13 protein-coding genes and 1 pseudogene are annotated in these 12,186 nt (G+C 75.6%); 6 read left to right on the top strand and 8 right to left on the bottom strand.

Going from position 1 to position 12,186, the window contains the following annotated elements; translation table 11 throughout:
• Nucleotide 1: 1 nt before the first annotated feature.
• Nucleotides 2–781: a helix-turn-helix domain-containing protein gene (locus ABZ881_RS05545; protein ID WP_358482043.1), complete on the top strand. Its 780-nt coding sequence runs from the start codon at nucleotides 2–4 to the stop codon at nucleotides 779–781.
• A 66-nt stretch (nucleotides 782–847) separates the two neighbouring features.
• Here ABZ881_RS05545 and ABZ881_RS05540 read toward each other — a convergent pair whose 3' ends face one another.
• From ABZ881_RS05540 to ABZ881_RS05520, 5 genes and pseudogenes are all read right to left on the bottom strand, one after another.
• Complete coding sequence (locus tag ABZ881_RS05540) at nucleotides 848–1,336, bottom strand: carbonic anhydrase (protein ID WP_358482041.1); 489 nt, start codon at nucleotides 1,334–1,336, stop codon at nucleotides 848–850.
• Between the two features lie 288 nt (nucleotides 1,337–1,624).
• Nucleotides 1,625–1,891 (bottom strand): VOC family protein, encoded by a 267-nt coding sequence (locus tag ABZ881_RS05535; protein WP_358482039.1) that lies wholly within the window; start codon nucleotides 1,889–1,891, stop codon nucleotides 1,625–1,627.
• Nucleotides 1,892–2,049: 158 nt separating this feature from the next.
• On the bottom strand, nucleotides 2,050–2,730 hold the full coding sequence (locus ABZ881_RS05530) for a fasciclin domain-containing protein (RefSeq protein ID WP_358482038.1): 681 nt from the start codon (nucleotides 2,728–2,730) through the stop codon (nucleotides 2,050–2,052).
• Nucleotides 2,731–2,910: 180 nt separating this feature from the next.
• Nucleotides 2,911–4,587: a molybdopterin-dependent oxidoreductase gene (locus tag ABZ881_RS05525; protein WP_358482035.1), complete on the bottom strand. Its 1,677-nt coding sequence runs from the start codon at nucleotides 4,585–4,587 to the stop codon at nucleotides 2,911–2,913.
• 262 nt (nucleotides 4,588–4,849) lie between these two features.
• Nucleotides 4,850–5,770 (bottom strand): annotated as a pseudogene (locus ABZ881_RS05520) (LysR substrate-binding domain-containing protein); the annotation flags it as partial.
• Between the two features lie 328 nt (nucleotides 5,771–6,098).
• Between ABZ881_RS05520 and ABZ881_RS05515 the strand changes: the two are divergent.
• Together ABZ881_RS05515 and ABZ881_RS05510 are read left to right on the top strand one after the other, a co-directional pair.
• Nucleotides 6,099–7,241 (top strand): Glu/Leu/Phe/Val dehydrogenase dimerization domain-containing protein, encoded by a 1,143-nt coding sequence (locus ABZ881_RS05515; protein ID WP_358482112.1) that lies wholly within the window; start codon nucleotides 6,099–6,101, stop codon nucleotides 7,239–7,241.
• A gap of 179 nt (nucleotides 7,242–7,420) precedes the next feature.
• Nucleotides 7,421–7,615 (top strand): hypothetical protein, encoded by a 195-nt coding sequence (locus tag ABZ881_RS05510; RefSeq protein ID WP_358482034.1) that lies wholly within the window; start codon nucleotides 7,421–7,423, stop codon nucleotides 7,613–7,615.
• Between the two features lie 3 nt (nucleotides 7,616–7,618).
• On the opposite strand, the gene ABZ881_RS05505 is transcribed toward ABZ881_RS05510, so the two are convergent.
• The 3 genes from ABZ881_RS05505 to ABZ881_RS05495 form a co-directional block, all read right to left on the bottom strand.
• Nucleotides 7,619–8,029 carry a DUF5313 family protein gene (locus tag ABZ881_RS05505; RefSeq protein WP_358482032.1) on the bottom strand — a complete coding sequence of 137 codons (411 nt, stop codon included), beginning with the start codon at nucleotides 8,027–8,029 and terminating at the stop codon, nucleotides 7,619–7,621.
• A gap of 13 nt (nucleotides 8,030–8,042) precedes the next feature.
• Nucleotides 8,043–8,744 (bottom strand): DUF1990 family protein, encoded by a 702-nt coding sequence (locus ABZ881_RS05500; protein WP_358482030.1) that lies wholly within the window; start codon nucleotides 8,742–8,744, stop codon nucleotides 8,043–8,045.
• 71 nt (nucleotides 8,745–8,815) lie between these two features.
• On the bottom strand, nucleotides 8,816–9,046 hold the full coding sequence (locus ABZ881_RS05495; RefSeq protein ID WP_358482029.1) for a hypothetical protein: 231 nt from the start codon (nucleotides 9,044–9,046) through the stop codon (nucleotides 8,816–8,818).
• A 52-nt stretch (nucleotides 9,047–9,098) separates the two neighbouring features.
• On the opposite strand from ABZ881_RS05495, the gene ABZ881_RS05490 reads away from it, so the two are divergent.
• The 3 genes from ABZ881_RS05490 to ABZ881_RS05480 all read left to right on the top strand — a co-directional run bounded on the left by ABZ881_RS05490 (nucleotide 9,099) and on the right by ABZ881_RS05480 (nucleotide 12,186).
• The gene (locus ABZ881_RS05490) at nucleotides 9,099–9,845 is read left to right on the top strand and encodes a DUF1990 family protein (RefSeq protein WP_358482027.1); all 747 of its coding nucleotides are present in this window, start codon (nucleotides 9,099–9,101) and stop codon (nucleotides 9,843–9,845) included.
• A 204-nt stretch (nucleotides 9,846–10,049) separates the two neighbouring features.
• Complete coding sequence (gene erm, locus ABZ881_RS05485) at nucleotides 10,050–10,808, top strand: 23S ribosomal RNA methyltransferase Erm (RefSeq protein ID WP_358482025.1); 759 nt, start codon at nucleotides 10,050–10,052, stop codon at nucleotides 10,806–10,808.
• A gap of 181 nt (nucleotides 10,809–10,989) precedes the next feature.
• On the top strand, nucleotides 10,990–12,186 hold the full coding sequence (locus ABZ881_RS05480) for a phosphodiester glycosidase family protein (protein ID WP_358482024.1): 1,197 nt from the start codon (nucleotides 10,990–10,992) through the stop codon (nucleotides 12,184–12,186).

Below are 12,186 nucleotides of genomic sequence, written 5' to 3'. Positions count from 1 at the left end.
GATGGGGGTACCCGGGGTGACAGGCACGGCGCCGACGGTGGCCCGCCGCCGGGAGCTGGGACGCTGCCTGCGCTCCTACCGCGAGCGGGTCACCCCGCAGCGGGTCGGCCTGCCGGAGGGGGCGCGCCGGCGGACACCGGGCCTGCGCCGGGAGGAGGTTGCGGCGCTCGCCGGGGTCGGGCTGACCTGGTACACCTGGCTGGAACAGGGCCGGGTCAGCGCGTCCGACCAGGTGCTGCGGGCGGTCGGCCGGGTCCTGGGCATCGACGAGGTGGGGGTGGCCCACCTGTGCCGGCTCGCCCGGGAGGACGACCCGGTCCCCGGGCCGGCCGCCGGCGCGCTGCGCCCGCTGCTGGCGAGCTGGCCCGACCAGCCCGCCGTCCTGCTCGACGACCTGCTCGGTGTGGTCGCCGCGAACCGGGCCTGGGAGGCGGCGGTCGGCCCGCCCGCGCAGGACACGGCCGGCCGGCGCAACGTGCTGTGGCAGCTCGCCGCGGACCCGGCGGCCCGGCACCGGATCGGCAGGACCGACGAGCTGCTCGCCGCGCTGCACCGCCGGTTCCGGATGGCCTCGGACCTCGATCCCGGCCGGCCCGCCGCGCACCGGGTGCGGGACGCGCTGCGGCACGACGCGCCCGAGCGTGCCGCGCTCTGGGACTGCCGCGGGATCGGCGCGTTCGGCAGGCCCCGGGTGCGGCTGGGCGACCGCGACCGGACCGCCTTCCTGCTCGGCGAGGCGGGGGCACCGGGGGCGGCGGTGCTGGTGCTCGTCGACGGCTGACCGGCTCGGTGGGCCGGGTGACCGGGCCCGGCCCCGCGCGGTGCGGGGCCGGGCGATCGGTCGGTGCTACACGACCTCGTTGAGCTTGCCGGTGGCGACGTCGAACACGAACCCGCGGATCGAGTCCTTCTTCGGCACGAACGGGTTCGCCTTGATCCGGGCGATCGACTGGCGGACGTCGGTGTCCAGGTCGTTGAACGACTCGGCGGCCCACTCCGGCTTGATGCCGGTCTCGTCCTGGATCGACTTCTTGAAGGCGTCGTCGGTGAAGGTCAGCATCCCGCAGTCGGTGTGGTGGATGAGGATGATCTCCTCGGTGCCGAGCAGCCGCTGGCTGATCGCCAGCGAGCGGATCTCGTCGTCGGTGATGACGCCACCGGCGTTGCGGATGACGTGCGACTCGCCCTCGTTCAGGCCGAGGACGCGGTAGACGTCGATCCGGGCGTCCATGCAGGCGACCACGGCGAGCTTGCGGGCGGGCGGCAGCGGCAGCGGGCCGGAGAAGGACTCGGCGTAGCGGGCGTTGTTCTCGAGAAGTTCGTCGGTGACGGACACGGGCTCTCCTGGAGCGTGGGGGATCGCGGGCGTCGTGCCCGCGCAGAAGGGCACGGGGCGGCCACGCGGCGACCCACCGGTCGCACGGTGCGACGGGTCGCTACGCGGCCCACCGACAGAACTCGTCGAACTGCACGATGCGACGGCTGGGCCAGAACGACTCGAGCCGGGTGCGCATCACAGCATGATTCGACCGTGCAGGCCCACCGCGCGCAAGTCGGGGGCCGGCGGATTCTCCGATCGGTACCGCCGACAGCACGAACGGCGTCCCGTGTCCACCGGCATCGGTCAGGTGTCCGGACCGGTGAAGAACTCCAGCGCGATGTTGTCCGGATCGCGGAACGAGATGCCGCTGCCGTAGTGCGCCCTCTTGACGCCGTCGTGAGGGACGCCCAGCTCGGTGAGCCGCTGCGCCCACTGCTCGAGCTCCGTGTGCGATCCGACCGCGAACCCGACGTGGTCGAGCCCGGTGCGCTCCTCGTCGAACGGCTCGCCGGACTCCCGGCCCTGGTGGGTGTGCAGCCCGAACAGCATGCCGCCGTCGAGTGCGAACACGGTGTGGTGGAACCGGCCGCCGCAAGCACGCGGGTATCGCATCCTGTCTATCAGTCGGGTCCGCGCGGTCGGGCCCTCCGACCGGACGGGGACCCCGACCGGCCGGGCACGCCGACGGGCCCGGGGCTCTCCCCGGGCCCGTCGGCGGATGTCGCAGGTCAGGCCTCCGGCATGAGCACCTTGTCGATCACGAACACGGTGGCGTTCGCGGTCGGGATGTTGCCGCAGAGCACGTTGGCGGTGTTGCCCTGGCCGTCGGTGACGGTCGGGGCGTCCGCGGTGCCGCCGATGGTGAGGTCGCCGCCGGCCAGCTCGGCCAGCGTGCCCTTCTCGACGATCCCGGCGGCGTCCAGACGCTCCGGGGTCACGTGGTAGGACAGCAGGCCCTGGAGCTGCTCGGTGTCGGCGAGCAGCGCGTTGAACTGCTCCTCGCCCAGCTGCTCCTGGACCGCCTCGAACGCCGGGTTCGCCGGCGCGAACACCGTGATGGCCTCCTGCTGGTTGAGCGTGTCGGCCAGGCCGGGGACCTCACCGACGGCGGTGACCAGCGTGCTGAGCAGCGGGTTGCTGCCCGCGGCGGTCGCCACCGGCTGCGGCCCCATCGCGTTCAGCGAGCCGGGCTCGTCGCCCTGCGGGAGCTGGCTGCAGGCCGGGCCGAACACGTCGTCGTTGGTGGTGACGCCGTCGGCGGCGGCAGGCTCCGCCGGGGCCGACGACATCGCGGGCGGGGCGGAGGCGGCCGGCTCCTCCTCGCCGCCCATGCTGCCACCACAGGCGGTCAGGCCGAGTGAGAGTGCGGCCAGCAGGCCGACGGTGGCCATGGTGCGGGATGCGCGCATCGCGATGTTCCTTCCGTGGATTTTCCGGTCCGGTTCCATACATTCATCAATCGTGACCGTCGTGGAGTTGTTCGATCCGGGGAGGCGATTGGTTCGGCAATCCCGGAAATATTCTGAGGAGTCGGCCCAACGATTTCCGGAAATGGCATGGGGGTGCCCCGGAACCGCGTTCGGGCGGTGTCAGGCGACGGTGACGATCACCGATGGCCAGCCGGTGGCGCCGTCCGGTATCGGATCGGCCCGCTCCTCGGTCTGGGTGAGCCCGCGCCGGTCGTTGGCCCGCGCGGTGAGGATGTGGTTGCCGGGTCCGAGATCGAGCTCGGCCGTCCACATCCGCCAGGTGTTCGGATTGACCTCGGTGCCCAGTTCGGCCCGCACCCACGGCCCGTCGTCGGCCCGTACCTCGACCTGCGCGACGCCCACCGGCTGCGCCCACGCGACACCGGCCACCCGGACCGCCCCCGCCGCCTGCTGGGAGAACCCGGTCGGAGAGTCGATCCGGCACTGGGTCTTGATCGGCGCCCGCTCCGCCCAGCCGCGGTCGCGCCAGTAGACGGTCCGCTCGGCGAAGGTGGTCAGCTCGATCTCGGTCAGCCACTTGGTGGCCGAGACGTAGCCGTACAGGCCGGGCACCACCATCCGGACCGGGAAGCCGTGCTCGACCGGCAGTGCCTCGCCGTTCATGCCGATCGCGAGCATCGCGCCGCGGCCCGGTTCCAGAACGGTCGCCGTCGGGGTGCCGGCCGTCCAGCCGTCCCGGCTGGTCGAGACGATCTGGTCGGCGCCCGGATCGACGCCGGCCTCCAGTAGCAGGGGGGCCAGGTCGACACCGACGAAGTTCGCGGTCGACACCAGGTTCCCGCCGACGGTGTTGGAGACGCAGGTCATCGTGATCGTCCGCTCGACGAGGGGACGGGCCAGCAGGTCGTCGACACCGAGGGTGAGCTCGCGGTCGACCCGGCCGTGGATGCGCAGGCTCCAGTCCTCGGCGCGCACGGCGGGGATCCGCAGCGCGACGTCGATCCGGTAGAAGTCGGCGTTCGACGTGACGAAGGGGACCGTGCCGAACCGGGCGAAGCCCGCCGACTCCGGCACCGCGGGTGCCCGCTCGGTGAGCCGGGCCGCGGCCAGCCGCCGGGTCAGCGCCGACCGGGACTCGGCGATACCGCGGCCGGAGGCCGCCAGCGCGACGCCCGCTCCGCCCGCGACCAGTGAACCCAGCGCCACCGCTGCGGAGGCGCCGGCGAGGACCGAGCGGCGGCGGACCGGGGTCGCGACCGGTCCGCCGCGGGGCATCGGCGCGTCCGGCGCTGCCGCGCCTGCTGGGCCGGCCGCGCCGGGTGCGGCTGCCGGGCCGGCCCGGTCTGCCGGGCCTGCCGCGTGGGCCGCCGCGGATCGGGCCGCGTGGTGCAGGCACAGCTGGGTGACCAGCCCGATCACCAGGGCGACGAGCGGCGCGACCACGTCCGGTGGCTGCAGCGCGGGCGCGGTGAGCACCGCGGCCGCCGAGACGGCGCCGAGCACCGCGACCGCGACGGTCCCGGGCAGCGGACGGCGCCGGGCGGCGAGCCCGGCCAGCGCCCCGGCCAGAACCAGCAGCACGGCCGTGCCGGCGAGCAGCACCGGTTTGTCGGCGGTGCCGAACGCGGACTTGGCGAACTCGACCACCGGCTGCGGGGACAGCCGCACGACGGCGTCACCCACCGCGACGAACGGCGACGACGCCGGCGCGAGCAGCCCGGCGACGAGATGCCCGGACGCCACCGCGGCGCCGACAGCGAGCAGTTCCACGCCGATCGCGACCCGCCGTGACAGAACGGTGATCGCGTTTCCCGGTGCCCGCTCGTCGCTGCTCACGCCTGTTCTTCGAGAATGCGGGGCCGCACGGTTCGGAGGATTTCCTGTTCGCCCCCCAAATGCTCGCCCGGTGAGCGGGGCCGGGTCAGCTCAGCCCGAGCCGATCGCCGCCCGAGCCGATCTCCTCCGACGCAGGTGCGACGCCGGTGCGGCCGTCCCGGCTGACCTCCGGCCCGGCGTCCGGGGCCGGCGGTCGCGCCGTGCGGGACCCCGGGGGCTGGGCCGGCGGCGCAGCCGGGGGAGCGGCGGCGGGCGCCGGGGCGGGCAGCGCGGTGTCGGCGCCCAGCCCCATCTGTGCCGCGGCCGTCCGGATCGCGTCGATGACCAGCAGCAGCGCGGCCCGCCGGCCGGAGTTCGTCCGGTAGGCCAGCGACACGGTGCGGGTGAGTGCGTCGCCGAGTGCGACGACGTCCACCCCGGGTGGCCGCAGCGCCAGCCCCAGGTCGGACACCAGCGTCACGCCCAGCCCGGCCGACACCATCGCCATCGCGGTGGCCTGCTCCTCCACCTCGTGCTCGATCCGCGGGACGTACCCGGCGGCCTGGCAGGCGAGCCGGGCGGCGTGTCCGAAGTGCGACCGGGCCGGGGACATGATCCACGGGTGCTCGGCGAGCTCGGCCATCGTGACGCTCGCCGCGGGCACCGCGCCGGCCGGGACGGCGGCGTAGAGCCGCTCCACCGCGATCACCGAGCGTTCCAGGCTGCGGTCCCAGGTCATCGGGTAGTTGGAGTAGTCGATCACGAAGGACAGGTCGAGCTCGCCGTCGCGGACGGCGGCCGCGGTCTCCTCCGGGGCGAGCTCCCGGCTGCGCACCACGACGCCCGGATGTGTGCGGGCCAGTGCGGTCAGCGCGTCCGGCAGCAGCCCGGACGCCACCGACGCCCACACCCCGGCTGTGACCTTCGCCGCGACCGACTCGCCGGCCTCCTCGATGGCCTGGGTCGCGCGTTCCACGGCGGCCAGGATCTCCTCGGCGTGCTCGGCCAGCAGCACGCCGAGGTCGGTCAGCTGCACCCGGCGGCCGCGCCGTTCGAACAGCCGGGTGCCGACGTCGCGTTCCAGCTGCGCCAGCTGCTGGGACACCGCGGACGCGGTGTAGTGCAGTGCCGTCGCGGCCGCGGTGATCGTCCCGCGCCGGTGCAGCTCACGCAGCATCCGCAGCCGGGGCAGCGACAGGTCCATGGACCGGAGCCTAGGCGTTGTGCAGGAACGCTGAACACCGCCGTGAATGATCCGTAAATGGACGGGGCCGCCGCTGCGCCCGCAGGCTGGGGTCACCGGTCGGCGAGCGCAGGGCCGGGGGGACGACGAGGTCCGCACAGGCGATGACGCGACCGGCGTGGCCCCAGGCCAGGCGACCGGCACGAGCACGACGAGGAGGTGGGTCGCCATGACCACGATGCAGAACCCCGCCGGGAGCACCCCGCAGACAGCGGTTCAGGCCGCCCCGGCCGTCCCGGGCATCGGCGCCGCGCCCGTCGCACCGGCGGTCCGCCGTTCCGAGCCGTACATGCGCCTGCAGTGGAACGACTCGGTGACCGGCGCCGTCGGCTACCTCGTGGTGCACACCCTGCGCGGCGGCCTCGCCACCGGCGGCACCCGGATGCGGGCGGGCTGCACGCTCAGCGAGGTGGAGGACCTGGCCCGCGGGATGGCCAACAAGACCGCGACCTTCGATCTGCCGATCGGCGGGGCGAAGGGCGGCATCGACTTCGACCCGAAGGACCCGCGCGCCGTCGAGGTGCTGGAGCGGTTCTGCGAGGCCATGCGCCCGTGGATCGACCGGCACTGGGTCACCGCGGAGGACCTCGGTGTCCCGCAGCACCTGATCGACGACGTCTTCGCCCGGCTCGGCCTCGGCCAGAGCTACCACGCCGCGATCAGCCGCGCCGACGACCCGGCGGCCACCCTGGAGCGGGTCCGCAAGGGCCTCACGGCCGAGGTCGAGGGCGGCTTCGAACTCGGTGACGTGATCGGCGGCTACGGCGTTGCGCACGCCTGCCTGGCCGCCGCGGTCTCCTGGGGCCAGGTCCCGGCCGAGACGACGGTCGCGATCCAGGGTGTCGGCACCATGGGCGGAGCCGCCGCCTACTACCTGCACGAGGCCGGGATGAAGGTCACCACCGTGGCCGACGCCGCAGGCACCCTGCACTGCGCCGACGGGCTCGACGTCCCGGCCCTGCTGGAGCTGCGCGACGGCTACGGCGAGATCGACCGCAGCCGGCTGCCGGCGGGCGTCGAGGAGCTGCCGCGCAACGCGATCCTCTCCGCCGAGGCGGACATCCTGGTCCCGGCGGCCATCTCCTACGCGATCACCCCGGACAACTCGTTCGACGTCCGGGCGCGGGTCGTCGTGGAGGCCGCGAACGCCGCGACCACCCCGGAGGCCGAGGCCATGCTGGCCGCCCGCGGCGTCCCGGTGCTGCCGGACTTCGTCGCGAACGCCGGTGCGGTCGCCTGGGCCTGGTGGCTGCTGCTCGGGGAGGTCGACGACGACCCGCAGAACTCGTTCGACCGGCTCCGCACCGTGATGCACGCCAAGGTCGCCACGCTGCTGGCCGCGTGGGCCGAGGAGGGCGTCACGCCGCGGGAGAGCGGCCACCGCTGGGCCGACGACCCGGCCCCGACGAGCGGCCCGGTCGTCATCCCCTGATCACAGGTCCCTCCCGGTGGGCCCGGACCGTCGCGGTCCGGGCCCACCGGCGTGCGTGGGTCAGCCGGCGAGCGCGGCGATCCGGCCGCGAACGCACCGAGATCGTCCTGGTCCCGGCGCCGGCCCGGGACCGCAGCGGGCGCCGGATCTACACCGACGACGACCTGGCCTGGATCGGCATGGTCGGCTGTCTGCGCCGCGCCGGCTGGGCATCGCCGATCTGCGCGAGTTCCGGCTCGACGACCGGGCCGGGGGCCCCGGACCCGGCGGCCTTCCTGGCCGCGCACCGGGCGGAGCTGCTCGAACGGCGGTCCCGGCTGGACGCGGCGCTCGCCGTGCCGGACGAGAAGATCGCGCACTACGGAACGGGCTGACGCTCAGCCCGGACGGTCGCCCCGGCCGCGTTCGTCGCGGTGGATCTCGTCGTACCGGCGGCGGGCCTCGACGTGCTGCTCGGACCGGCGGGCTTCGCGGGTGGAGGCCGCCGCACCCACCGGGTACCCGGCCTTCATCACCCGCGTCTCCGCGGCCTCGACCATGTAGACCAGCGAGTAGAAGAACCCGATGAACGCGCCCGACATGATCGCGCCGAGCCGCACCCACGGCGGCCCGGGCACGACCAGGTAGAGCAGCGCCAGCAGCGGGGTCAGCTGGACGGCGGTGCGCGCGAGATGACGCAGCCACCAGGTGCGGCACGTGACGTCGTGCAGCACCCAGCGCCGGTGCCGCTCGGGCAGCCGGGCACCGAAGGCGTAGGCGAGCCAGCGGAAGGGGTTCGGCCGTTGCATGACGTCCTCCAAGTCAGGTGACCCTAACCCGGCGTGCTGCGGGGGGCGCCGACGGCCCCGGGCGGCGAACGAGCAGGGCGAGCGAGTCGCCCCGCAGGTGCCTGCTGCCCTCCGGTGCGACCGCGATGCCGTCCGGGTCGGGGACCGGCCGGGGCAGCGGCCGCCCGCCCCGCGCCGCGCCGACCAGGTCCCGGACCCGCTGCCCGGCGCGGTGGTAGAACTCCAGCTGCACCGCCCGCCCGAACAGGGCGAACCCGGTGACGAGGACCGGATCGGGGATGGGCGCCCGCCGGGAGAAGGCCCTGATCACGAACTCGACCTCGCCCGTCGCGAGATCCTTGACGACCTCGTAGGTGAGCCGGCCCTGCTCCAGGTGGCCGTGCAGCGTGTCGTAGCTCCAGCCCCAGACGCGGGTCCCGTCGCGCACCTCGTCGACGATCCCGGTGATCCGCACCCCCAGGTGGAAGCGCAGCGGCCCGAACCGGCCCTCCAGCAGCATGTCCCGGCCGAGCAGCGGATCGTCCGGCCGGAAGATGCCGCGCAGCCGGTGCGGGTCGGTGAACTGGTAGCCGCGCACCACCGTGCAGGCGCGCTCCCAGTCGCCGCCGGGCACCGGATCGCCGGGCGGCTCGGCGCCGACCAGGGCGCGGCCGTGGTCGACGTGCCAGGCCGGGTCGTCGGCGGCCCGCGGCTCGTCCGCCGGATCGACGTTCACGGCGAGCCCGGCGAGCGCGTCCAGGTCCGCGGCCCGGCGGGCGGCGGACGGGCGGCCGAGGCGGGTGCGGATCAGGACCGGCCCCCCTTCTCCTCGTGGCGCATCGACTCGCCGATCATCCAGAGCATCGACGGCCACAGCCCGACGAACACGGCCCGGCGCTCGGCGTTGCCGCGCTCGTCCTGGTCGACCGTCTTGGCGCGCAACCACAACCCGATCGACAGGCCCACCGACCCGAGCGAGAGCCACTGGAGCTGCGCGCCGCGCAGACCAGTGCGGAGCAGGACCCGTCCGACCGTCATGCCGGACGGTTCCCCGCTCGCGCGCCGCCTACACCCGTGCTGCGATGCCGGAATGCACGCACGCAGCGCCCCGGCCACCGGTGACCGCCGATCCCGGCGGGTCGCGGCCGCCCTGCGCTGGCCGGTCGGCTGCGCGCTGGTGTCCTGGCGGTACTTCTGGCGGACCACCCCGATCCACCGCAGCGACGTCGCCGGCGACCGGTCCGACCTGCCGCCGCCGGACCCGGCCGGGACCGACGAGGACGGCGTCCAGCACCCGGCCGACGGGTACGGCACCCTGCTGCACCGCGTCTACCAGGTCCGGATCGCCGGTTCCGGCCTGGGCCCGCGGGAGCTGATGGGCCGCCTCACCGCCGACCCGGACCGCTGGTCGCCGGAGTTCGCGGTGTTCCGCCGGACCCGCGGCACCCCGGGCGCGATGGCGGTCGGCGACGAGTTCCTGATCCGGATGCCCGGCCCGTGGGACGGCCCGGTGCGGGTCTGCGCGGCCGATCCGGAGGGGTTCTCCTTCGTCACCCTGCGCGGGCATCTGGAGGCCGGCCGGATCGGGTTCCGGGCCGGCCGCGATCCCGGGGAGCCCGGCGAGCCCGGCGACCGGGATCGCCTGCTGTTCACGATCGAGTCCTGGGCGCGGCCGGGGGACCGGCTCTCGCACCTGATGTACGACCGGCTGCGGGTGGCGAAGGAGGTGCAGCTCAACATGTGGACGCACGCCTGCATCCGGGCCGCCCGGATCGCCGGGGGCAGGCTCGACGGCGGCGTGACGGTGTCGACCCGGCGCTGCGTTCCCGCGGGCTGACACCGCGGCCCCGCCGGGGCGCGGAAACCGGGTGCGCCGCCCGCACCGGGTGCCTACCGTACGTCCCGTGGCAGCCTCCATACGCCTGCGCGTCGCCTGACGGCGGCGCCCTCTTCCGCGGCACCGCCGTCCCCGCAGCCGGTCCCCGACCACTGCCGGGCGGCGCCCCCGTGCGCGTCCGGCTCCCCGCCCCGGGAGCTTCCCTTGGCACGCCCACTCGGCCGTCACGAGCACGGCCAGAACTTCCTCGTCGATCCCGCCGTCCCGGCCGCGCTGGCCGCCGTCGTCGGCGGCTACCCGGCGCGGTCGGTCCTCGAGCTCGGCGCGGGCGACGGCGCGCTCACCGCCGCGCTGCTGCGGCTCGACCGGCCGGTCACCGCCGTCGAGATCGACCCGCACCGGGTCGACCGGCTGCGCCGCCGGTTCGGCGCCCGGGTCACCGTCCGGCACGGCGATCTCCTGCGCGAACGGCTCGACCGGCCGGTCGACGTCGTCTCCAACGTCCCGTACGCACTGACCACCCCGCTGCTGCGCCGGCTGCTGCCCGCCCCGCGCTGGGCGCACGCGCTGCTCCTGCTGCAGTGGGAGGTGGCGCGCAAGCGGGCCGCCGTCGGCCCGACGACGGCGCTGACCGCCCGCTGGTGGCCCTGGTTCGGCTTCCGCCTCGTCGGGCGCGTCCCGGCCGGCGCGTTCCGGCCGGTCCCCTCGGTGGACGGCGGCATCCTGGAGATCACCCGCCGGGCCCGGCCGCTGGTCGGCGGCCCGGCCGGGCCCTACCAGCGGATGGTCGACCAGGTGTTCACCGGCCGCGGGCGGGGCGTGGTCGACGTCGTCGCGCGCCGGTACGGCCGCACCACCGCCCGCGGCTGGGCCGCCGGGGCCGGGCTGGACGCGCGCACGCTGCCCCGGGACCTCGGGCCGGGGCACTGGGCCGAGCTGTACACCCGGGTGCGGGAGCGCTGATCCCCGGCGGTCCGCCGGCACCCGGACGCCGGACCCCGTTCCGGTGATCCCGATCGCCCCCAAGCCCGGCCGGATGTCCCACGACCGGGTGGTTACGGCCGGGGTGTGCCGCACCGGCGCGCCCCGGCCCGGCCCGTTGTGATCGTCTCTCCCCGGCCGACCGGCGACCGGGGGGAGTGCGATGACGAGGCGGGTGCGCGACCGGATGGTGACGCCTGCCGTCACCGCGGTGCTCGCCGTGCTGCTGCCGGCGGGCCCGGTCACCGCGCCCGCACCCGCGACCGCGCCCGCGCCCGCACCGATCGTCGCGGTGCACACCGTCGCGCCCGCCCCCGCGATCACCCACCGGGAGGAGCGGATCGACACCCCGGGCGGCCCGGTGAGCACCGACGTCGTCGTCGCGGACCTCCGCCGGGACGGCGTCCGGGCCGAGCTGCTCACCGGCGCGACCGTCGGCGAGCGCGCGACCGTCCCGGTGCACGCCGGGCGGGCCGGCGTCGCCGCGGCCGTCAACGGTGACTTCTTCGACTTCGCCCGCAGCAACGCGCCTGCCGGGCCGTCGGTGCGCGACGGCCGGGCGCTCACCTCGCCGGTCCCGCCCGGGCGCCGGCTCGCACCGGCCGTCCCGGGCGGCGACCCCGGCGACGTGCTCGCCGTCGACGCGGCCGGCGGTCCCCGCCTCGACCGGCTCACCCTGGACGCCTCGGTCGGCACCGCCGACGGCACGACGCTGCCGATCCGCACCCTCAACGCCTACGCCGTCCCGGTCGACGGGATCGGCCTGCTCACCCCCGACTGGGACGGCGACCGCAACGCCACGCTCTGCGGCAGCGACACCGACCGGGACGCACCCTGCGCGCCGGACCGGATCGAGGTCGCGGTCCGCGACGGCGCCGTCGCCGAGGTCCGACCGCCCGGCACCGGGCCGGTCGCGGACGGCGAGCAGATCCTGGTCGGGCGGGACGCCGGCGCCGCGGCGCTGCGCGGCCTGGCGCCCGGCGACCGGGTCGTCGTCGAGCACCGGCTGGCTGCCGCGTCCGGCGTGCCGCCGCGGACCGCGGTCGGCGGGAGCCCGGTGCTGCGCGACGGCGCACCCGTCCCCGGCCTCGACGACGCCGTCCGCGAGCCGCGCAGCGCGGCCGGGATCACCGACGACGGACGGCTGGTCCTGCTGACCGCGGACGGCCGCGACTCCACCAGCGTCGGCATCACGCTCGCCGAGACCGCCGAACAGCTGCGCCGGGCCGGCGCGGTGCACGGCGTCAACGTCGACGGCGGCGGGTCGTCGACGATGGTGTTCCGCGGCCGGGTGGTGAACGCGCCGTCCGAGGACGCGCACCGCGCCGTCCCGAACGCGTTCGGGATCGTCGCACCCTGA

The sequence above is a fragment of the Pseudonocardia sp. NPDC046786 genome (assembly GCF_040645415.1).
GTDB lineage: Bacteria > Actinomycetota > Actinomycetes > Mycobacteriales > Pseudonocardiaceae > Pseudonocardia > Pseudonocardia kongjuensis.
The sequence above is the reverse complement of the archived record's forward strand: the minus strand, read 5'-3'. Positions and strand labels throughout refer to the sequence as shown.

Excerpts from the sequence above, each read along its gene's own strand:
- ABZ881_RS05490 (WP_358482027.1), top strand. The coding sequence starts at position 9,099 with ATGCACGCACGCAGCGCCCCGGCCACCGGTGACCGCCGATCCCGGCGG.
- ABZ881_RS05545 (WP_358482043.1), top strand. The coding sequence starts at position 2 with ATGGGGGTACCCGGGGTGACAGGCACGGCGCCGACGGTGGCCCGCCGC.
- ABZ881_RS05495 (WP_358482029.1), bottom strand. The coding sequence starts at position 9,046 with ATGACGGTCGGACGGGTCCTGCTCCGCACTGGTCTGCGCGGCGCGCAG.
- ABZ881_RS05510 (WP_358482034.1), top strand. The coding sequence starts at position 7,421 with ATGGTCGGCTGTCTGCGCCGCGCCGGCTGGGCATCGCCGATCTGCGCG.
- ABZ881_RS05530 (WP_358482038.1), bottom strand. The coding sequence starts at position 2,730 with ATGCGCGCATCCCGCACCATGGCCACCGTCGGCCTGCTGGCCGCACTC.
- ABZ881_RS05515 (WP_358482112.1), top strand. The coding sequence starts at position 6,099 with ATGCGCCTGCAGTGGAACGACTCGGTGACCGGCGCCGTCGGCTACCTC.
- ABZ881_RS05480 (WP_358482024.1), top strand. The coding sequence starts at position 10,990 with ATGACGAGGCGGGTGCGCGACCGGATGGTGACGCCTGCCGTCACCGCG.
- ABZ881_RS05505 (WP_358482032.1), bottom strand. The coding sequence starts at position 8,029 with ATGCAACGGCCGAACCCCTTCCGCTGGCTCGCCTACGCCTTCGGTGCC.